Below are 20,196 nucleotides of genomic sequence, written 5' to 3' on the forward strand. Positions count from 1 at the left end.
GCCCGACCCTTCTGCTCGGTTCGGGAAAACAGTAAATGAACCTCACAGTTCCCTCTAGTTCACTCTTTACCCAAGGTTCACTGTTGTCTCTCTAGTAACGCATTGAATTCATCTCTCCGGACGATGACCTCAGGACCTCAGCTCGGGTCCGCTCCGGCCGCTGATCGAGATGTCGCCCCACGTCGGGAGCCGCCATCGCCCACGATGCGTGCATGACGACTTATCCGCTGCCCCACGTGAACTTCGATCTCAGCGGTGAGGTGGCCCTGGTCACCGGCGCCACCTCCGGTTTGGGCCGTCGTTTCGCCAAAACCCTGGCCGCGGCCGGGGCCTGGGTGGCGGTGGCCGGGCGCCGCGAGGAACTGCTCGCCGAGGTGGTCGACGAGATCACCGCCGATGGGGGCACCGCCCTGGCCGTGCCCTTGGACGTCACCGATGCCGAGGCGATCAGCACCGCCCTGGCCCGGGTGGAGGACGAGCTGGGATTGATCACCATCTTGGTGAACAATGCCGGCGTTCCCGATGCCCAGCGGGCACACAAGATGAATCTCGAGCTGGTCGACTCGGTGCTCGCCACCAACCTGCGCGGGCCCTGGCTGTTGGCCACCGGGGTCGCCTCGAGACTGCTCGCGGAGGAACGTCCGGGGCGAATCGTGAACATCTCATCGATGGCCGCCTTCCACACCATCGGAGGGGCGGCGGCTCTCTATGCCACCACCAAGGCTGCGATCAACCGGATGACCGAAGCCCTGGCCGTGGAGTGGGCCGGACGCAACATCAACGTCAACGCGATCGCTCCGGGCGGCTTCCGCTCCGAGATGACCGACGGCATGATCGAGCGGATCGGGGATCGCTCCGACAACTTCCCCCGCAAGCGCTGGGGCGATGCGGCCCAACTGGACAGCACCCTGCTGTACCTGACCTCACCGGCCTCGGAGTGCGTCACCGGCACCGTGATCAAGGTCGACGACGGACAACTCCCCCGCTGATCGGCCTCAGCGCAGGTCGGCCACCAGGCGCATCGTTGCCTCGTCGGGCATCACCAGCATGCTGGTCAGCAAGGAGTCGTCCCAGGCCGGAAACTCCTCGCGGATCTTGGCCTCGGGGCCGATCAGCGCGACCTGTTCGACCATCGAGGTGGGTACCGCGGCGGCGGCCTCGTCCTTGCGTCCGTTGAGGTAGAGATCCTGGATCTTCTCGCACTCGGCGGCAAAGCCCATCCGCACAAAGGCGTCGTAGTGGAAGTTGGCTCCCGGCGCCCCCATACCCCCGATGTAGAGGGCCAGGAAGGGACGCACCATGTCGGCGGCGATCTCGACGTCGTCGACAGCCACCACCGGCACCGTCGCGGCGATCTCGAACTCCTCCGGGGTGCTGTGGGCGCCCTCGCGGGCGAACCCCTCGGCCAGCGCGTCGCGGTAGTGCTGGTCGTTGTAGGGCGAATAGAACAACGGCAACCAACCGTCGGTCAGTTCGGCGGCCAGGGCGACATTCTTCGGACCCTCGGCGGCCAACATGATCGGGATGTCGGGACGCCGCGGATGCAGGGTGGAGCGCAGCGACTTGCCCAGCCCCGTCCCGCCCTCGTGGGGAAGCTGATAGAAGTCACCCGAGAAGGCGACCCGCTCGCGGGCGAAAACCTGCCGCAGAATCGCGATGTATTCGCGGGTGCGGGCCAGCGGCTTACCAAACGGCTGTCCGTACCAGCCCTCGACGACCTGTGGCCCCGACACGCCCAGGCCCAACACGAACCGGCCGTCGCTGAGGTGGTCTATCGTCATCGCCGCCATCGCGGTGGCCACCGGGGTGCGGGCCGACATCTGGAGAATCGCGGTACCGAGCTTCAGGGTCTCGGTGCCGGCCCCCAGCCAGGCCAGGGGTGTCAGGGCGTCCGAACCATAGGCCTCGGCGGTCCACACCGAGTCGAAGCCCAGTTCTTCGGCCAGGGCCACCATGGCTGCGTGATTGGCAGGCTTGCCCGATCCCCAATAGCCCAGTGAAAGACCGAACTTCATGATTGCCGCCTCCTGGTAGATGTCGGACCCCGTATCCGTCCTGCTGCCCATGCCCGCAAGCCGCAGGTGGAGTCCACGGTGGTACCGGGCCAGCGTAAAGGGTGGGCGTGGCGTACGCCGAGGGACACCGGCCGGCACCGGCGCACCCCGGGAGGCGGGGCTGCGCAGGTGAAGTTCCTGACCGCCGCCTTCTGGTGGGTGAGAAAGGCTGTTGCCAGCGTTCGGTGCTTGTTGACACGTTGGGCCGGCAGCCGGTGCGGTCCCGCGGGTGACCTCCGGATATCAGACAACGTGAAGGAGGCCCGTCGATGACCGACCCGAGTGTGGCTGAGCGGGTGAGCACATTCGTTGCCGATCTCGGAGGCCTCGACGCCGTGCGTCAGCTCTCCCAGGTGGAGATCCTCGCTGCGCGCTACGACGCCGGCCTGGCCTGGGTACATCACCCCGAGGGACTGGGTGGTTACGACGGGGACCGGACCGATCAGGCCCTGGTGGAAGCCGCACTGGTCGAGGCGGGGGTTCCCGAACCCGACCCGTATCGCAATCCGCTGGGCACCGGGACGATCATCCCCACCCTGCTGCGGCACTCGCCGCGTGAGTTGTGCGAACAGTTGTTCAAGCAGGCCTGGACCGGTGAGGAAATCTGGTGCCAGTTGTTCAGTGAACCGGGGGCCGGCTCCGACCTGGCCGGTCTGGCGTGCCGGGCCGTACCGGAGACCCGCGACGGAGTTCCGGGGTGGCTGATCAACGGCCAGAAGGTGTGGACCTCCTATGCCCACCGGGCCAAGTGGGGTCTGCTGTTGACCCGCTCGAGCCCGGAGTTGCCCAAGCACCACGGCATCACGGTGTTCGTGATCGACATGGAGCAGAACGGGGTGGAGACCCGTCCGCTGCGGCAGGCCACCGGCGGTGCGGAGTTCAACGAGGTCTTCTTCACCGACGCCTGGGTTCCCGATTCGCACCGGGTCGGTGCGGTCGACGACGGCTGGAATGTCACCCGCACCACCCTGATGCACGAACGGATGGCGATCGGTGGCCGCTCCGGCGGCCGGGAGACCGGACGGATCGGGGGGCTGGCCAAGCAGTGGCGCGACAATCCCGACCTGCACACGCCGGTGATGGCCGACCGGGTGGTCGATGCCTGGATCGACGTGGAGGTTGCCCGGATCGCCAATGAGCGGATCCGCCAGTTGGCCAAACGCGGCCAGCCGGGCCTGGAGGGTTCGGGTGCGAAGGTGGTGTTCGCCGACGTGAACCAGAAGGCCGGACGGGTGCTCGCCCAGATGGACCCGTCCCAGGCCCTGTTGTTCGACGACTGGGAGGACGAACTGCAGTACAGCGAACTGCGCTGTGTGACCTTCAGCTACCTGCGCGCCCGGGCGAACTCGATCGAGGGCGGCACGACCCAGGTGCTGCTCACCCAGATCGCCGACCGCGTGCTCGGACTCCCCCGCGAACACGCCATCAGCCGCGACACCCCGTGGAAGGACATCCCCCGATGAAGACCCCCGAGCTCGATCTGCTGGAGAGCTCCGAGCAGTCCGAGTTGCGTGCCGCGGTGCGCACCGCCGTCACCGACGGTGCGGCCGCCGGCCATGAGACCGCGATCGGTGGTCCGTGGCGCTTCACCACCCCCGACCTCGGTCTGGCCGGCCTGGCCATCGCCGAAGACCTGGACGGGGTGGGCCTGGGAGTGCGCGAACTCGGCCTGGTCGCCGAAGAGCTCGGTCGCTGCCTGGCCGCCCCGGCCTTCCTGACCTCATCGGTGGTGGCGACCCGGGCGCTGTCGGCAAGCGACTCCCCCGCTGCTCGCGAGGCCCTGCGCGGATTGGCGTCCGGAACCCGCACCGCAGTGCTGGTGGTGCCGGGCCCGACCACCGCCTACGACGAGTTCCCCGCCCGGGTACAGGCCACCGGGGCCGATGATGACGTTGTGCTCACCGGGGTGGTCGAGGTGGTACCCGGTGCCGGCTGGGCCGACCTGTTCGTGGTGCCGGCCATGCTGGACCGCACCCCGGTACTGGCCCTGGTCGACGGCACCGAGCACGTCTCGGTCGAGGTCGAGGTGAGCCTGGACGAGACCCGTCCGGTGGCCACGGTGAGCCTGGACCGGACCCCGGCGGCCGTGATCGCCCGCGGCACCCACGCCGAGGAGGATCTGCGAGCGGCGCTGAATGTCGGCGCCGCGGTCCTGTGCGCCGAGCGGGTCGGGATCATGGAGTGGGCGGTCACCGCCTCGGCCGACTATCTCGGCCAGCGTTACCAGTTCGGCCAGTTGATCGGCTCCTACCAGGCCCTGCGGCACGCCAACGCCCGGATGTGGATCGACACCTCACAGGCCCGCGCGATCACCGCTCACGCGCTGGCCGCCCACGACGACGACCCGTCCGAACTTGCCCTGGCCACCGGCCTGGCCGCGGCCTTCACGGCTCAGCGGGGACTGCTGACCCTGGAACAGGCCCAGCAGTTGCACGGCGGGATCGGCTTCACCTGGGAGCACCCGCTGCATTGGTATTTGAAGCGGGCGATGGCCGATTCGGTGCTGTTCGGCAACGATGAGCGGCACCGTCGCCGGGTCGGCGAACTCACCGACCTGATTCCCGCGTCCGGCTGAGAAAGAGGACCCACCCGTCATGGAGCAGTTGCTGGTCGATCAGCCCGAACCGGGTCTGTTCGTGCTCACCCTGAACAAGCCCGAGCGGCTCAATCCACTGTCGCTGACGGTGGTGCGCGAATTGCACGAGGCTCTCGGCGAGCTCGACCGCTCGCGGCATGTGCGCGGCGTGGTGATCACCGGTGCCGGACGAGGGTTCTGCTCCGGGGCGGAGTTGCGGCCGAACGAGGAAATGTCTGACGCGCGTCCGGCCGAGAACCAGAACCCGATGTCGCACATGTTCGGGATGCAGGAGTTGATCGCCTCCCTGCATGACCGGGTTCACCGAATGAAGGCGCCGGTGGTCGCGGCGGTGAACGGCCCGGCGGTCGGTGGCGGCCTGTCCCTGTCGTTGGCCTGCGACCTGCGCTACGCCGCCGAGTCGGCCCAATTCGGAGCGGTCTTCATCAAGGTCGGGGTCTCGGGGGCAGACATGGGCTGCTCCTACTTCCTGCCCCGCATCGTGGGTGCCGCCCGGGCGACCGAACTGATGATGACCGGACGGATCTTCTCGGCCGCGGAGGCGCAGGAATACGGACTGGTGCTCGATGTGGTGCCCGATGGCACGGTCGTCGACACCGCCCTGGCGAAGCTGCGCGAGATCGCGCAGAACGCGCCGATGGCGGTGTGGATGACCAAACAGACCATGTGGCTGAACATGGGTGCCGGGTCATTGCGGCAGGCCCTGGACGTGGAGAACCGCACCCAGACCATGCTCACCGGTTCGGGTGAGACCGACCGGGCCAGGGAGGCCTTCGTGAACAAGACCTCCCCGACCTGGCTGGACCTGTGAACTCTGCCCCGCAGTGATCCCGCGGCCCGGGCTCGGGGCTCGCGGTTGGTCGAAGGTTCGCTCAGACCTCGGTGTCGGGCCGGATGTCGATCCGCCAGCCGGTGAGCCGGGCGGCCAGCCGGGCGTTCTGGCCCTCCTTGCCGATCGCCAGCGACAGCTTGTAGTCCGGCACGATCACCCGGGCCTGCCGACGCTCGGGGTCGACCACGGTCACCGAGGACACCTTCGCCGGTGACAAGGCCTCACCGACGAACTCGGCCGGATCGTCCGACCAGTCGATGATGTCGATCTTCTCGCCGTTCAACTCGTTCATCACCGAACGCACCCGCTGCCCCATCTGCCCGATGCACGCACCCTTGGCCGAGACCGACGGATCGTGGCTGACCACCGCGATCTTGCTGCGGTGACCGGCCTCGCGGGCCACACCCTTGATCTCGACGACCCCGTCCTCGATCTCCGGCACCTCCAGTCGGAACAGTTTCTCGACCAGTTGCGGGTGGGTGCGCGAGACCACGACCTGGGGTCCGGTGGGCTCGCGGCGCACCGCCACCACGTACACCCGCATCCGGGTGCCGTGCGCGTAGTTCTCGCCGGGCACCTGTTCGGCCGCCGGCAGGATCGCCTCGATATCGCCCAGATCGACCCGCACCACGCGCGGGTCGCGGCTCTGCTGCACCACCCCGAACAGGATGTCGCCCTCGGCGGCGGAGAACTTGCCGTACTTGCGTTCGTCCTCGGCATCGCGCAAGCGCTGCATGATCACCTGCCGGGCGGTGGCCGCGGCCACTCGTCCGAAGCCGGACGGGGTGTGATCGAACTCGGCGATCACATTGCCCTCCTCGTCCAGTTCGGGGGCCAGCACCTGCACCACCCCGCTCTTGCGGTGCAGCGACACCCGAGCACCGGGCACCGAGTCGGGGGTCTTGTGGTAGGCGGTCAGCAGCGCTTCCTCCAGCGCGGCGACCAACACATCCAGGGCAACGCCCTTGTCGCGTTCGATCATCCGCAGTGCGGCCATATCGATATCCATGTCAGCTCTCCAGCTCTTCAGTTGTGTCCTCGGCACGCATCTTGGTCAGCTCCACCTGGATGACCGCCTTGCGCACCTCGCCGAGGTCGATGGTGATGTTCTTCGTGGTGGTCTTCTTCGGGCCCTTGGCGCCCTTGACCGGAGGTATTTCCACTTCCAACGTCGCCGAAGTGTCATCGGTTTCCCGGATCCGGCCGGTGACGGTTTCGGCGCCCTCGCGCTCGACCTTGACCAGCCGTCCGATGTTGCGGCGCCAGTGCTTGGGTTCGGTAAGCGGTCGGGTGACACCCCGGGAGGTGATTTCCAGGGTGTAGGGACGGCTGCCGGTGGCCGGCTCGTCGTCCAGTGCCCGGGAGATTGCCTGGCTGGCGCGGGTGATGTCGTCCAGCAAGGGGCCGCGACCCTCGGGGCCGTCGCCGTCGACGATCACTCGTACCACGGCATGGCGCGAGCCACCGACGATGTCGAGCGATTCCAGCTCCAACTCGTGTTCGGTGAGGATGTCGCGGACGATCACGGAAAGCTTGTCGGCTTGCACGGTGTCCTCCCGGGTTCTGTTGTCCTACGCGGTTGTGAATCGACCATCTTACCCGCCGCTAGGCTTGGGTCATGCTTGTCAGCCGCCGCACCCTGTTCGCCTGGTTGGGAGCCGGTACCGCGGCCGCTCTGACCGGGTGCGCGGTGAGTGACCCCCGGGTGTCCGAACCCACCGAGCCCCACTGGTCACCGACCCCCACCCCCAGTCCGACCCAGCAGCCCGAAGTGCAACTGGCTGTGCAGCGCGAGGCCGAACTCGCCGCCCGGGCCGCCTCGATCATGCCGATCGCCGGGGCCGGGTCGAAGGTGGTCACCGCCGCCCGAGACGCCCATCAGGCACATGTCGACCAGTTTGGCGAGCATTTCGGGCCGATCGACCCGCCCACGACCCCCACTCCCCAACCCGCCCAGGGTCTGGCTGCGGCGGTCACCGCCTGGTCGGAGGAACTGACTGCCGTCGCCGCCGAACACCGCAGCCAGGCCCTGCTCGTTTCGGGCCGGCTCGGGTTGTTCTTCGCCTCCTGTGCCGGTTTCGCGACCGTGCTGGCCCGGCAGGGCACCACCTTCAAGGTCCCGATCGGCAGCGCCGAGCCCGATGAGTTCGTGCCGATCAGCGATACCGATGCGCTCACCCTGCTGGTCGAGCAGCTGCACGCCGCCCGGTACGCCTACCAAACCGCCCTGGGCGCCTTCCAACTGTCGGACGAGCGTCGCACCCCCCTGGAGGCACGCGACCGGGCGATCAGCACACTGCGGGACCGGCTCAGTGCGGCCCTGGTCGATCGTGGGGTCGCCCCACCACCTGCCGAACCCGCCTACGAGGTGCCGCGCCCCAAGGACCCGGCTGCGGCGATCGCGCTGACCCGAGGTGTGGAGCAGCGGCTGTTGCCGTTCGTCGGGGCCGCGGTGGCCGGGGTGGCCGCCGGTGACGACCTGCGCGCGGTGGTGGTCGACGAGCTCACCGCCACCACTGCTCGGCTGGTGGCTGCCGGGGGCGGGCTGCCCCGCTGGCCCGGCCTGGCCTGATCCTCAGCCGCGAACCGCGGCCAGCACTCGCTCGACCGCCTCGGTGACCGGAACCTCTTCGCGGTCGCCCGACTTGCGGTCGCGCAGTTCGACCATGCCGTTGGCAAGGCCGCGGCCGACCACGACCGAGGTCGGCATACCGAGCACCTCGGCGTCGGCGAACTTGACCCCGGGGCTGGCCTTGCGGTCGTCGAGCAGCACCTCCAGGCCCTGTTCGGCCAGGTCGGCGGCGAGCTTCTCGGCGGCCTCGGCGATCTCGTCGCCCTTGCCGGTGGCCAGCACGTGGACGTCGAAGGGCGCCAGCGCCTTGGGCCAGCACAGGCCGGCCTCGTCGCTGGTGCTCTCGGCCACCGCGGCGACCGCGCGGGAGACCCCGATGCCGTAGGAACCCATGGTCACCACGGTGCGCTTGCCGTTGGCGTCCAGCACCTGCAGGTCGAGGGCCTCGGCATACTTGCGGCCGAGTTGGAAGATGTGGCCCATCTCGATACCGCGGGCCAGGCTCATCGGGCCCGAGCCGTCGGGGGCCGGGTCGCCCTCGCGCAGTTCGGCGACATCGATCACCCCGTCGGCGGTGAAGTCGCGTCCGGCGACCAGATCGAAGACGTGCTTGCCGGGCTCGTTCGCCCCGGTCACCCAGCGCGAACCGTCCACCACCGCCGGGTCGATCAGGTACGTGACCGCGTCGGCGGGCGCGACCTCGCCATCGGCGAGTTCGCCCACCCCCAGCACCTGTGAGCCGACATAGCCCTTGACCAGGCGCGGGTGGGCGGCGAAGTCCTCATCCGAAAAGGGCACCACGGTGGCCGGTTCGAAGACCACCTCGAGCCGCTTCATGTCGACCTCACGGTCACCGGGCAGGCCGATCGCGACGGCCTCGGTGCTGCCGTCCAGATGCTCCACCCGGAACAGCACGTTCTTGAGCATGTCCGCCGCCGCCCAGGGACGGTCGTCGCGGGGCACGCGTTCGTTGGCGACCTGCACCAGTTGTTCGATGGTGGCCGCATCAGGGGTCTCTTCCACCCGGGCTGCGGGCACGTGGGCGTGGTCGAGGGCCTCGCCGGGTTCGCGACGCACCGCCTCCACATTGGCCGCGAAACCACCCGGCGACCGGACGAAGGTGTCCTCGCCGTTGTCGGCCACGGCCAGGAATTCCTCGGAGGCCGAACCACCCATCGCCCCCGAGGTGGCCTGCACGATCACGTAGTCGAGACCGAGCCGGTCGAAGATCCGGATGTAGGCCGCACGGTGGGCGTCGTAGGAGGCCTGCAGGCCGTCCTGGTCGATGTCGAAGGAATAGGAGTCCTTCATCACGAACTCGCGGCCACGCAACAACCCCGCCCGGGGTCGCGCCTCGTCGCGGTACTTGGTTTGGATCTGGTACAGCGACAGCGGCAGGTCCTTGTACGAGGAGTACAGGTCCTTCACCAGCAGGGTGAACATCTCCTCGTGGGTGGGGCCCAACAGGTAGTCGTTGTCGCGGCGGTCCTTGAGCCGGAAGAGATTGTCGCCGTATTCGGTCCACCGGTTGGTCGCCTCATAGGGCTCGCGCGGCAGCAGGGCCGGGAAGGACACCTCCTGGGCGCCCATCGCGTCCATCTCCTCGCGGACGATCTGCTCGACCTTGCGCAATACCTTCAACCCCAGCGGCAGCCAGGTGTAGATCCCCGGGGCGGCGCGGCGGATGTAGCCGGCACGCACCAGCCACCGGTGGCTGGGCACCTCGGCATCGGCCGGGTCCTCCCGCAGCGTGCGGACGAAAAGCTGCGACATTCTGGTGATCAACGAAGCACTCCTGAAGCGTGGTCGGGCTCGATCACCCTAGTACACGCGCCGATCCCGCCACACGACCCGACGGCGGCGAGGGGCCGGTACAAAACCGATCAGTACAAGATGGTGGCGAACTCCCCCACCTCGTCGAAACCGCACCGTCGGTAGGTCGCGCGGGCCCGTTCGTTGAAATCGTTGACGTACAGCGACACCACCGGGAACTCCTGACGGGCCAGGATCACCACCTGGGCCATCAGCCCGGCGGCGATTCCGGTGCCGCGCAGTTCCGGGTGCAACCACACCCCCTGCACCTGGCACACCTGCCGGGCGGCCGACCCGATATCGGACTTGAACAACACCTGGCCGTGTTCGTTCACCCACCCGTAGGAGCGTCCGGATTCGATCAGTTGGCGCACGTAATAGCGGTAGTGGGTGGAGTTGTTGCCGAGCACCGGTGAGACCCCCACCTCCTCTGTGTACATCGCGATCGCGGCCTCGACGTAGGCGTCCCAGTGCTCCAGCCCGATCCGGCGCACCCGCGGGTCCCCGGCGATCGGCGGGTCGGTGTCGATGGTCATCAACGGTTGCCGGGCGCGCACCTCGCGGGCATCGACCCAACTGCCGCCCCAGCGCTGGCACAGTCCACGCCACAGGCTCATCGCCACCGGGGCGGGCCCGACGATGGAGGAGCACTTGCGCACCGGCCCGGCGTATTCGATGAAGGCGTCCAGGGCGGCGGGGGTGGCGTTGATCGGGACGAAGTTCGACCCGGCGTGCAGCATCGACACCAGTTCGCCGTCCTCCCAGTACCCCCACACCTGGCAGCCCAGCAGGAACGGGTCGAGTCCACCGCTGCGCACCCGGGAGGCGACGAAGACGTTCTCGACCGGCTGCGACGACAACAGCCGCACCGCGGCTTCGAGATGTTCAGTTCCGAGCACCGACACCCCGGTGCGCTGTTGTTCGTCGATGGTCATCGGGGTCAGCCGCCGACTTCAACCACCGGGGGGCCCGATTCGCTCGACTCCCCCATCTCGTCGGCGATCCGCAGCGCTTCCTCGATCAGGGTTTCCACGATCATCGATTCGGGCACGGTCTTGATCACCTCACCCTTGACGAAGATCTGTCCCTTGCCGTTACCGGAGGCCACCCCGAGGTCGGCCTCGCGGGCCTCACCGGGCCCGTTCACCACACAGCCCATCACCGCGACCCGCAGCGGGACGGTGAGCCCCTCGAGTCCGGCGGTGACCTGGTCGGCCAGCTTGTAGACGTCGACCTGGGCCCGGCCACAGGACGGGCAGGAGACGATCTCGAGCTTGCGCGGGCGCAGGTTCAGGGATTCGAGGATCTTGATGCCGACCTTGATCTCCTCCACCGGCGGGGCCGACAGCGACACCCGGATGGTGTCACCGATGCCCTGGCTGAGCAGGGCGCCGAAGGCCACCGCCGACTTGATCGTGCCCTGGAAGGCCGGCCCGGCCTCGGTCACGCCCAGGTGCAGCGGGTAGTCGCAGGCCTCGGCGAGTTGCTGGTAGGCCCGCACCATCACGATCGGGTCGTTGTGCTTCACCGAGATCTTGAAATCCCGGAAGCCGTGTTCCTCGAACAGGGACGCTTCCCACAGCGCCGATTCGACCAACGCCTCGGAGGTGGCCGAGCCGTACTTGGCCAGCAGCCGCTTGTCCAACGATCCGGCGTTCACCCCGATCCGCAGCGACACCCCGGCGTCGGAGGCCGCCTTGGCGATCTCCCCCACTCGGTCGTCGAAGGCCTTGATGTTGCCGGGGTTCACCCGCACCGCCGCACAACCGGCGTCGATCGCGGCGAAGACGTAACGGGGCTGGAAGTGGATGTCGGCGATCACCGGGATCTGGCTGCGCTGGGCGATCTGGGGCAGGGCCTCGGCGTCGTCACTGCTGGGCACCGCCACCCGGACGATGTCGCAGCCGGCCGCGGTCAGTTCGGCGATCTGCTGCAGGGTCGCGTTGACGTCGGCGGTGAGCGTGGTGGTCATCGACTGCACCGAAATCGGGGCGTCCCCGCCCACGTCCACCTTGCCGACCTTGATCTTGCGGCTCTTGCGCCGCGGAGCCAGGGTGACCGGTGCGGGCTGGGGCATGCCCAAGGCGGTGGTCATAGCGCTTCCTCTCCTCGTCTACTTGCCAAGTCTGTCATTGCGCCGGCGGCACATCGTGCACCTCATCCGAAGAGTCGAATCGGGTCCAGTACGTCGGCAATGATCAACACCACACCACACAACAACACGAACCCGCCCACCAGGTAGGCGATCGGCAGCATTCGGGTGGTGTCGACCGGGCCCGGGTCGGGTTTGCCGCGCACCTTCGCCCACCAGCGGCGCAGACCCTCCCACAGTGCGCCGACGATGTGGCCACCGTCCAGCGGCGGCAGCGGTACCAGGTTGAACAGGGCCACGAACAGGTTCACCGAGGCCAGTAGCGAGAACACGGTGGCGACCTTGTCGGCGGCGGTGATCTGGTCGGTGGTGGCGACCTCACCGGCGGCCCGGGAGGCACCCACGATGCTGATCGGCCCGTACATGTCGCGGTCCCGTCCGGTGACCAGGTCGACACCGACGTACCAGACCTTCACCGGGAACCGCACCAGCGCATAACCCGACTGCAGGGTCATCTTCCACATGTCCTTGGCGACCGCGACCGGGCCGCCCCGTTCCTTGACCCGGTCGGGGGTGACACCGAAGAAACCGGCATCGACGCGTTTGCCCGGGTCCCAGGCGTCCGGCACACCGGTGCGGACGGTCTGCACCGTCGGCAGGGTGAGGGTGCGGCCCTCGCGTTCGACCGCCACGGTGGCCGAGCGGTCCATGTTGGCGCGGATCAGTTCGCTGAAGTGGTCCCAGTCACGCACCTGCACCCCGTTGAAGGACACGATCCGGTCGCCGGGTTGGACGCCGGCCTCGACCGCGGGGGTGGGCGGGTCGCCGGGTTGGCAGGTCTGCTCGGTGCGGTCGACCGGCACCACGCATTCGGATACCGCTGCGATCGTCAACTGCGGGCGGTACACCCCGTGGATGCCGATCACGCCCCAGAAGATCACGAAGGCCAGCAGCAGGTTCATCAGCGGCCCACCGAACATGATGATCAGCTTCTGCCACATCTTCTTCTGGTAGAACAGCCGCCCGTCGTCGGCGGGGCTGATGGTTTCCCACTCGTAGCTGCGGGCGTTCTCGCTGAGTTGCTGGAAGGGGCCCATCGCGGTGGCCTTCACCTTGTCGGTGCCGCGGGCCGGCGGGTACATCCCCACCAGCCGCACATAGCCGCCGAGCGGAAAGGCCTTGAACCCGTACTCGGTCTCGCCGCGTTTCCAGGACCGCAGGGTTCGTCCGAAACCGACGAAGTACTCGGTCACCTTCACGTTGAACAACTTGGCCGGCAGCATGTGTCCGACCTCGTGCAGGGCTACCGAGGCCATGATCAGCGCGAAAAAGACTACCGCCGCCACCAGGTACAGCAGTATGTCCATCTCAGACCTCCGAGGTGATCGCCCGCGCGCGGGCCCGCGCCCAACGGTCGGCGGCCAGGACGGTGTCCAGGTTCGGCTCGACGACCAGGTCGGAGCCTAGATCCTCACCCCAAACTCCTTCGATGTGTTCGGCCAGCACCCGCTCGACGGTGTCGCAGATGCCCAGGAAACCGACCCGTCCCTCGTGGAAGGCGTCCACACATTCCTCGTTGGCGGCGTTCAGTACCGCGGGCGCGGTGCCCCCGGCCAGGGCCGCGGTGCGGGCCAGCTTCACCCCGGCGAAGGCCTCCTCGTCGAGGGGTTCGAAGGTCCAACTGCTGGCGGTCGACCAGTCACACCCGGGAATCGATCCGGGCAGCCGGGCCGGCCAGGTCAGACCCAGGGCGATCGGCAGTTTCATGTCCGGGGGCGATACCTGGGCGATGGTCGACCCGTCGACGAAGGTGACCATCGAGTGCACCATCGACTGGGCGTGGACGACCACCTGGATCCGGTCGATCGGCACGTCGAACAGCAGGTGAGCCTCCAGCAATTCCAGGCCCTTGTTGACCATGGTGGCGGAGTTGGTGGTGACGACCCGGCCCATGTCCCAGGTCGGGTGGGCCAGCGCCTCGGCGGGGGTGACGTCGGCCAGCTCGGCCCGTCCCCGACCCCGGAAGGGCCCACCCGAAGCGGTCAGCACCAGGGCGGCGACCTCCTCGGCGGTACCGGCACGCAGGCATTGGGCCAGGGCCGAATGCTCCGAATCGACCGGCACGATCTGCCCCGGTGCGGCCGCCGAGGTGACCAGCCGGCCACCGATCACCAGGGATTCCTTGTTCGCCAGCGCCAGGGTGGTGCCGGCCTTCAGAGTGGCCAGGGTGGGCAGCAGCCCGGCGGCACCGGTAATGCCGTTGAGCACCACATCGCAGTCGGCGGCGGCCAGTTCGCTGACCGATTCGGGGCCGGCCAGGATCTTCGGCAGCCGCACCTGCCCACGCGCCCAGCCCCGCCGCTGGGCCTCGGCATAGAGCGCCAATTGGAGGTCTTGCACCGCGGTGGCCCGCGATACCGCGACCACCTCGGGGTTCACGTCCAGAACTTGGCGGGCCAGCACGTCGATATTGCCGCCACCGGCGGCCAGCCCCACCACCCGAAACTCGTCTGCGCAGGACGAAATCAGGTCGAGCGCCTGGGTGCCGATCGAGCCGGTGCTGCCGAGGATGATGATGTCTCGCACCCACCCAGTCTGGCACGTGACGGCTGACCCCGGGGCTGGCTAGCCTGCCGATGAGCGTCCACATCAGGGAGTGCAGATGTCGCAGAGCTTCGACGAAATCCTCCAACGTGCCATTCAGGCCCAGCAGCCGACCGAACCGATCGACCCGGCGGATGTGCCGTCGATCGAGGTGCGGGCCGAGTCACCCAACAAGCAGGTTTCGATCACGATGAGTGAGGGCCGGTTCACTTCGGTGGTGTTGGATCCACGGGTCAAGAACCTGTCCAGCACCGAGTTGGCCGACATGATTCAGGACGTCGCCAACGACGTTCTGAGCAACTATCAGGAACAGTTGATGGCGGTGCTGGCCGAGCAGCAGCAGGTGAATCTCGGCAGCGAACTCGAGTCGATCGGTGCCGACTCACTGCAGGCCCTGGACAACTACGCCAAGGTGCTGGCCGAGATGCTGCGATCGGCGGGCAAATGAGTCAGATCCGGTTCGAACCGTCCTCGCTGGCCCGCGCCGCCGACGGTGTGGACGGGGTCGCCCAGCAGATTTCCCGAGCCACCGAGTCGCTCTACGGGCGGGTCTCGGATGCCTCGGTGGTGGGTGACAACGACACCTTCGGCCGGGTGGCCGCCGACATGTACCGCGACGTGCTGGAACAGGCGAAGCGGACCATCGACTCGGTCCTGGAGGCCTACGGCGGCCATGCCGAGGCCCTGCACCGGGCCTCACGCGCCTACCGCCGGGTCGAGGAGGACAACACCGAACTGTCCGGAGGTGGCTGGTGATCAGCATCCCCGCTCCCCTGAACAGTCTGTTGCAACTGTTGGGCCACCAATTCCCGTCCGGCAACGAGGACCAGATCGTCGAATACGCCCGCCAGTGGCAGCAGTACGGCGGTGAGGTCACCGCCCTGGTGCGTGAGGCCGGTGCCGCGGCCGGCTACGCCCGGGCCACCAACGACGGCCCCGCGATGCAGGCCTTCAGCGGCAACTGGTCGGCCTTGGACGGGGTCGAGGTGGTCGCCACCAAACTCGGGGTGGCCGGCAACGTGGTCGCGGCCTGCCTGATGATGATCGCCGGGGTGACCACCGGGTTGAAGGTCACCGAAATCACGAACGTGTCGGTGTTGCAGGCCCACATCGCCTCGGCCCAGGCGGCGGCTCCGGCCACCTTCGGCGCCTCACTGTCGACCATCGCACCGGCCCAGCAAATCACCCGCCAGATCATCGACCAGGCCATCCGGATCGCGGCGGAGTCGCTGCGTGGCTAGCATCCCCGGCATCTTCGGAGTGGCCCTGAACGGCCTGCTGGACGAGGTCGGCACCCGCGCCAGTGACAATGTGCGCTCCGCCGACATGGTGGTGCCCTTCACGGTCGGATCGGGCCCGGACCTGCGCGACAAGATCGACGAGTACGAGCGCCAGTTGTCCCGCCAGATCGAGGCGTTGAACCGGATGACCGCCAATGAGGTGCGCGAGAACTGGGACACCGTCGAGCGCGAGGGCAAGGCCCAGAGCGAGGCGCGTGAGAAGTACGAGGAACTGAAGCGCAAGGAATACCTGACCGAGGCGCTCGGGTTGGAAGACGACGACCCCGACGCCCTCGACGGTCTGACCGCCGAGGAGTGGGCCGACAAGCGCACCGAGGAGGAGATGGACCGGGTCGCGGCCCTGCACGAACCCGACCTGGTGGCCGGTGGACGCGACGAGATCCCCGACGACAACGGGATGCCGTCGATGGGCGACCGGAACGTGAACTCCTCGATCGGCTCGCAGTGGCAAGGCAGACGCGACGAGTTCGAGGAGTACATTGACAGGCTCATCGCCGAAGGTCGCGGTGATGACAAGCTCGATCTGGGCTGGATTCTGGAAGGACCGAAAAAGTGAGCCGCCATACCGACGCCTTCGCCCGCAACTGGGGTGCCCCCCTGACCTCGCGGGAGGTGCCCGAGAACTACTACACCGATTTCGCCGGACGGGTGCCCGAGTCGCTGTTCGAGTTCTGGCGCACCTTCGGGTTCGCCGGATTCGGTCAGGGCCGGTTCTGGATCTGCGACCCGGTGCGGTGGCAGCCGGCGGTGGACCGTTGGATGAACAAGGTGTCGTTGCCGATCGGGGACGATTCGTGGCTGGCGATCACCCGTAGCGCCTTCGGTGAGGTGCGGTTGTGGGGGCAACGCACCGGAATGAGCGCGGTGATTCTGCCTTGGCGCGGGGTGATCGTGGTCAACGACCGCACCGCCCAGATGGCCGAGGAGAAGGACCGCAACAACCAGATCAACGCCGAGTTCCGCGGCACCCGTCCCGGCGACGTGGAACCCAACGGTGACGACGGCGAACCGCTGTTCGAACTGGCCCTGGAGCGACTCGGGCCGGTTACCGAGGACACCGTTTACGGTTTCGAACCCGCCCTGACCCTGGGCGGCCCGGCCGTGGTGGACAACCTGGCCCTGCTCGAGGCGGTCACCCACGTGACCCTGCTGGCAGACCTGTCCGACCCGCAGGTGGGGGCGGCGAGCTCCTGACCCGGTTCCGCCGGGCGGGAACACCGGGGCTCCGCCGACCGCGCGATGACATAATGGTGCAAACGTGCTCCGGGGTCGGTGTAATTCCGAGCCGGCGGTGACAGTCCGCGAACCCCTCGTCCGAGGGGCCGAACTGGTGAGATTCCAGTACCGACGGTGAAAGTCCGGATGGGAGGCAGCACGCGCGGGAATTCGTCTTCCCGTGCCGTGGACGATGTCCGCTACGGCGGCCGTCCGCATTCTCATTCCCCGGAGCCTGTCAAGGACAGGAGTACCGGGCCGATGCCGCATCAGCCGCCCACCACCGCCGACGAGCGGTGGATGCGCCGAGCCCTGGAGTTGGCTGCCCGGGGCCCGCAGGCCGACCCGAACCCGCGGGTCGGCTGTGTCCTCGTCGACCCGGGCAACGACAGCGAGGTGGCAGCCGGCGTCCATCGCGGTGCCGGCACCCCCCATGCCGAGGCCGACGCCCTGGCCGCGGCCGGGGACCGGGCCCGGGGCTGCACCGCCTACGTGAGCCTGGAACCGTGCAGTCACACCGGCCGCACCGGCCCGTGCACCGAAGCACTCGCGGCTGCCGGCGTGACCCGGGTGGTGCACGGCGCGAGCGACCCGAACCCGGCGGCCCGGGGTGGGGCCGACATCTTGCGCGCCCATGGCATCGAGGTGGTCTCCGGGGTGCTGGCCGCCGACGCCGAGCGCCTCAATGAACCCTGGCGCTTCGCGGTGACCGAGGGCCGGCCGATGGTGACCTGGAAGTTCGCGGCCTCCCTGGACGGCCGTTCGGCCGCCGCCGACGGCACCAGCCAATGGCTCACCGGGCCCGAAGCGCGCGCCGATGTGCACCGACAGCGCGCCGAATGCGGGGCGATCCTGGTCGGCACCGGCACCGCCGTGGCCGACGATCCGCAACTGACCGTCCGCGATCAGGACGGCCACCCGGTGGGTCGACAACCCTTGCGGGTGGTGGCCGGACTGCGCGACCTGCCGGCCGGGGCGAGGCTGTTCGATGAGACGGCCGAGACCCTGCACCTGCGCACCCGTGACCCGCACGAGGTGCTCGCCGAACTGCACCGGCGGCAGGTACGCCAGGTCTGGTTGGAGGGTGGCCCGACCCTGGCCGCCGCCTTCTGGCGGGCCCGGCTGATCGACCGGGTGATTTGCTATTTCGCACCGGTGATGCTCGGTTCCGGGAGCGCCGCGGTCACCGATTTCGGCATCACCACCTTGGCCGATGCCCCACGTTTCACCCTGCACGGGCTGACCCGTCTCGGCGATGACGTGCGTGCCGACTACCGACCCGTACAGGAAGGCATCTGATGTTCACCGGAATCGTTGAGGAATTGGGTGAGGTGGTCGAGATCCGCCACGGCGCGGATTCGGCCGTGTTCCGGATCCGTGGCCCCGTGGTGGTTGCCGACGCCGAACACGGTGCCTCGATCAGTTGCAACGGGGTGTGCCTGACCGTGGTCGATTTCGACACCGAATCGTTCACCGTCGATGTGATGGGCGAATCCTTACGCCGCAGCTCGCTCGGCGCGCTGCAACCCGGATCGGCGATCAACCTGGAACGGGCGATGGCCGCGTCGGGGCGCTTCGGTGGCCACATCGTCCAAGGCCATGTCGACGGGGTCGGCACGATCCTGGGCCGGGAGACGGCCGACCGGTGGGAGGTGGTGACCATCGCGTTGCCGGCCGAGCTCGACCGGTACGTGGTGGAGAAGGGCTCGATCACCGTCGATGGGGTGTCGCTGACCGTCAGCGCGGTGAGTGAGCCCGGGGCGGCCGAACCCTGGTTCCAGATCTCGTTGATTCCGACCACCCTGGAACTGACCACCCTGGGCACCAAGCAGCCCGGTGACCCGGTGAATCTGGAGGTCGACGTGTTGGCCAAGTACGTCGAGCGGCTCACCGCCGGGGGCGAGCGATGAGTTTCGCCACGATCGAACAGGCTCTGGACGCCCTGCGGCAGGGTCTTCCGGTGCTGGTGCTGGACGACCAGAACCGCGAGAACGAGGGCGATGTCGTCCTGGCCGCCGAGACGCTCACCGACCGGTGGCTGGGGTGGACGGTGCGGTACTCCTCGGGCTACCTCTGCGCCCCGATGCCGGAGGAAACCGCCGACCGGCTGGAACTGCCGCTGATGGTGGAACGCAATCAGGATGAACTGCGCACCGCCTACACCGTCAGCGTCGACGCCGCCGAAGGGGTCACCACCGGTATTTCGGCGGCCGACCGGGCGCACACCGTCCGGCTGCTGGCCGACCCCGAGGCGGGGCCGCGCGACTTCGTGCGTCCGGGCCACATTCTGCCGCTGCGGGCTCGTCCCGGCGGGGTGCTGAAACGCCGCGGGCACACCGAGGCGACCGTTGATCTGTGCCGGCTGGCCGGGCTGCAACCCGTCGGGGTGATCGGTGAACTGGTGCACGACGACGGGTCGATGATGCGCACCCCCGATGTCGTGGCCCTGGGTGCCGAACACGGTCTGCCGGTGATCACCATCGCCGATCTGGTTCGGCACCGATTGTTGGTCGACCGGGTGGAACGTTCGGCCGAGACCCGGTTGCCGACCCCACACGGCACCTTCGGGATCGTGGGCTACCGCGACCTGGTCACCGATGCCGAACATGTGGCCCTGATCAGCCCCCACGGGTTGGCCGGCGATCACGGCGCCGCGGTGCCGGTGCGGGTGCATTCGGAATGCCTGACCGGAGATGTCTTCGGGTCGCTGCGCTGCGATTGCGGCCCCCAACTCGACCGGGCGATGGCGGTGATCGCCGAGCGCGGCGGGGTGGTCATATACCTGCGCGGGCATGAGGGACGCGGGGTCGGCCTGCTGGCGAAACTGCGCGCCTACCACCTGCAGGACGACGGCTTGGACACCGTCGATGCCCAGGTCAGCCTCGGGTTGCCGATCGACGACCGCGAGTACGGGGCGGCCACCGCGATCCTGCGCGATCTCGGGGTGCAGCGGATCTCCTTGTTGACGAACAACCCGATCAAGGCCGACGCGTTGACCGCCGGTGGCGTCGAACTGGCCGGGGTGGAGCCGTTGCAGGTGCCCGCCAACCCGGCCAACGAGTCCTATCTGAAAACCAAACGTGACCGGATGGGTCACACGATCATGCAGGAGTTGTGA

Annotated in this window: 21 protein-coding genes and 1 riboswitch; of the genes, 13 read left to right on the forward strand and 8 right to left on the reverse strand. The window is 68.2% G+C overall.

The genetic code is table 11. From position 1 onward, the window contains the following. Window positions 1–212: 212 nt before the first annotated feature. Complete coding sequence (locus ACR4XW_RS00420; RefSeq protein WP_434758535.1) at window positions 213–989, forward strand: SDR family NAD(P)-dependent oxidoreductase; 777 nt, start codon at window positions 213–215, stop codon at window positions 987–989. 6 nt (window positions 990–995) lie between these two features. Here ACR4XW_RS00420 and ACR4XW_RS00425 read toward each other — a convergent pair whose 3' ends face one another. Beyond that, window positions 996–2,015, reverse strand: a complete 1,020-nt coding sequence (locus tag ACR4XW_RS00425) for an LLM class F420-dependent oxidoreductase (RefSeq protein ID WP_434758536.1) — start codon at window positions 2,013–2,015, stop codon at window positions 996–998. Between the two features lie 308 nt (window positions 2,016–2,323). On the opposite strand from ACR4XW_RS00425, the gene ACR4XW_RS00430 reads away from it, so the two are divergent. The 3 genes from ACR4XW_RS00430 to ACR4XW_RS00440 are packed head-to-tail and all read left to right on the forward strand — an operon-like array spanning window position 2,324 to window position 5,461. After that, window positions 2,324–3,517 (forward strand): acyl-CoA dehydrogenase family protein, encoded by a 1,194-nt coding sequence (locus tag ACR4XW_RS00430; protein WP_434758537.1) that lies wholly within the window; start codon window positions 2,324–2,326, stop codon window positions 3,515–3,517. Next, on the forward strand, window positions 3,514–4,629 hold the full coding sequence (locus ACR4XW_RS00435; RefSeq protein WP_434758538.1) for an acyl-CoA dehydrogenase family protein: 1,116 nt from the start codon (window positions 3,514–3,516) through the stop codon (window positions 4,627–4,629). Before ACR4XW_RS00430 ends, ACR4XW_RS00435 begins: the two co-directional genes overlap by 4 nt. Before the next feature lie 19 nt (window positions 4,630–4,648). Beyond that, window positions 4,649–5,461 carry an enoyl-CoA hydratase/isomerase family protein gene (locus ACR4XW_RS00440; RefSeq protein ID WP_434758539.1) on the forward strand — a complete coding sequence of 271 codons (813 nt, stop codon included), beginning with the start codon at window positions 4,649–4,651 and terminating at the stop codon, window positions 5,459–5,461. A gap of 61 nt (window positions 5,462–5,522) precedes the next feature. Here ACR4XW_RS00440 and nusA read toward each other — a convergent pair whose 3' ends face one another. Together nusA and rimP are read right to left on the reverse strand one after the other, a co-directional pair. After that, window positions 5,523–6,491 (reverse strand): transcription termination factor NusA, encoded by a 969-nt coding sequence (nusA, locus tag ACR4XW_RS00445; protein ID WP_434758540.1) that lies wholly within the window; start codon window positions 6,489–6,491, stop codon window positions 5,523–5,525. A gap of 1 nt (window position 6,492) precedes the next feature. Continuing rightward, window positions 6,493–7,029, reverse strand: a complete 537-nt coding sequence (gene rimP / locus ACR4XW_RS00450) for a ribosome maturation factor RimP (RefSeq protein ID WP_434758541.1) — start codon at window positions 7,027–7,029, stop codon at window positions 6,493–6,495. A gap of 71 nt (window positions 7,030–7,100) precedes the next feature. Between rimP and ACR4XW_RS00455 the strand changes: the two genes are divergently transcribed. Beyond that, window positions 7,101–8,054, forward strand: coding sequence for a DUF4439 domain-containing protein (locus ACR4XW_RS00455; RefSeq protein WP_434758542.1), 954 nt, complete (start codon window positions 7,101–7,103; stop codon window positions 8,052–8,054). A 3-nt stretch (window positions 8,055–8,057) separates the two neighbouring features. Here ACR4XW_RS00455 and ACR4XW_RS00460 read toward each other — a convergent pair whose 3' ends face one another. The 5 genes from ACR4XW_RS00460 to dxr all read right to left on the reverse strand — a co-directional run bounded on the left by ACR4XW_RS00460 (window position 8,058) and on the right by dxr (window position 14,544). Then, window positions 8,058–9,827 (reverse strand): proline--tRNA ligase, encoded by a 1,770-nt coding sequence (locus tag ACR4XW_RS00460; protein WP_434759380.1) that lies wholly within the window; start codon window positions 9,825–9,827, stop codon window positions 8,058–8,060. 110 nt (window positions 9,828–9,937) lie between these two features. Further along, a complete protein-coding gene (locus ACR4XW_RS00465) occupies window positions 9,938–10,801 on the reverse strand; it encodes a GNAT family N-acetyltransferase (protein ID WP_434758543.1) in 864 nt (287 codons plus the stop codon). A 5-nt stretch (window positions 10,802–10,806) separates the two neighbouring features. Then, window positions 10,807–11,961: a flavodoxin-dependent (E)-4-hydroxy-3-methylbut-2-enyl-diphosphate synthase gene (ispG, locus tag ACR4XW_RS00470; protein WP_434758544.1), complete on the reverse strand. Its 1,155-nt coding sequence runs from the start codon at window positions 11,959–11,961 to the stop codon at window positions 10,807–10,809. A 62-nt stretch (window positions 11,962–12,023) separates the two neighbouring features. Further along, window positions 12,024–13,325, reverse strand: coding sequence for a M50 family metallopeptidase (locus tag ACR4XW_RS00475; protein ID WP_434758545.1), 1,302 nt, complete (start codon window positions 13,323–13,325; stop codon window positions 12,024–12,026). A gap of 1 nt (window position 13,326) precedes the next feature. After that, the gene (gene dxr / locus ACR4XW_RS00480; protein ID WP_434758546.1) at window positions 13,327–14,544 is read right to left on the reverse strand and encodes a 1-deoxy-D-xylulose-5-phosphate reductoisomerase; all 1,218 of its coding nucleotides are present in this window, start codon (window positions 14,542–14,544) and stop codon (window positions 13,327–13,329) included. A 76-nt stretch (window positions 14,545–14,620) separates the two neighbouring features. Between dxr and ACR4XW_RS00485 the strand changes: the two genes are divergently transcribed. The 8 genes from ACR4XW_RS00485 (at window position 14,621) to ACR4XW_RS00520 (ending at window position 20,196) form a co-directional block, all read left to right on the forward strand. Continuing rightward, a complete protein-coding gene (locus ACR4XW_RS00485) occupies window positions 14,621–15,010 on the forward strand; it encodes a hypothetical protein (protein WP_434758547.1) in 390 nt (129 codons plus the stop codon). Beyond that, window positions 15,007–15,318 carry a WXG100 family type VII secretion target gene (locus ACR4XW_RS00490; protein ID WP_434758548.1) on the forward strand — a complete coding sequence of 104 codons (312 nt, stop codon included), beginning with the start codon at window positions 15,007–15,009 and terminating at the stop codon, window positions 15,316–15,318. Before ACR4XW_RS00485 ends, ACR4XW_RS00490 begins: the two co-directional genes overlap by 4 nt. Beyond that, window positions 15,315–15,803, forward strand: a complete 489-nt coding sequence (locus tag ACR4XW_RS00495) for a WXG100-like domain-containing protein (RefSeq protein WP_434758549.1) — start codon at window positions 15,315–15,317, stop codon at window positions 15,801–15,803. The genes ACR4XW_RS00490 and ACR4XW_RS00495 overlap by 4 nt, the downstream gene beginning before the upstream one ends. Next, window positions 15,796–16,419, forward strand: coding sequence for a polymorphic toxin type 15 domain-containing protein (locus tag ACR4XW_RS00500; protein ID WP_434758550.1), 624 nt, complete (start codon window positions 15,796–15,798; stop codon window positions 16,417–16,419). The genes ACR4XW_RS00495 and ACR4XW_RS00500 overlap by 8 nt, the downstream gene beginning before the upstream one ends. Continuing rightward, the gene (locus ACR4XW_RS00505) at window positions 16,416–17,057 is read left to right on the forward strand and encodes a GAD-like domain-containing protein (RefSeq protein WP_434758551.1); all 642 of its coding nucleotides are present in this window, start codon (window positions 16,416–16,418) and stop codon (window positions 17,055–17,057) included. Before ACR4XW_RS00500 ends, ACR4XW_RS00505 begins: the two co-directional genes overlap by 4 nt. A 61-nt stretch (window positions 17,058–17,118) precedes the next feature. Then, a riboswitch (FMN riboswitch) is annotated at window positions 17,119–17,242 on the forward strand. 97 nt (window positions 17,243–17,339) lie between these two features. Next, window positions 17,340–18,377 (forward strand): bifunctional diaminohydroxyphosphoribosylaminopyrimidine deaminase/5-amino-6-(5-phosphoribosylamino)uracil reductase RibD, encoded by a 1,038-nt coding sequence (gene ribD / locus ACR4XW_RS00510; RefSeq protein WP_434758552.1) that lies wholly within the window; start codon window positions 17,340–17,342, stop codon window positions 18,375–18,377. Continuing rightward, window positions 18,377–18,988, forward strand: a complete 612-nt coding sequence (locus ACR4XW_RS00515; RefSeq protein WP_434758553.1) for a riboflavin synthase — start codon at window positions 18,377–18,379, stop codon at window positions 18,986–18,988. The genes ribD and ACR4XW_RS00515 overlap by 1 nt, the downstream gene beginning before the upstream one ends. After that, window positions 18,985–20,196 carry a bifunctional 3,4-dihydroxy-2-butanone-4-phosphate synthase/GTP cyclohydrolase II gene (locus ACR4XW_RS00520; RefSeq protein WP_434758554.1) on the forward strand — a complete coding sequence of 404 codons (1,212 nt, stop codon included), beginning with the start codon at window positions 18,985–18,987 and terminating at the stop codon, window positions 20,194–20,196. The genes ACR4XW_RS00515 and ACR4XW_RS00520 overlap by 4 nt, the downstream gene beginning before the upstream one ends.

It is taken from the genome of Pseudenemella bisphenolivorans, from assembly GCF_051133435.1.
Taxonomy (GTDB): Bacteria; Actinomycetota; Actinomycetes; order Propionibacteriales; family Propionibacteriaceae; genus JAAYAO01.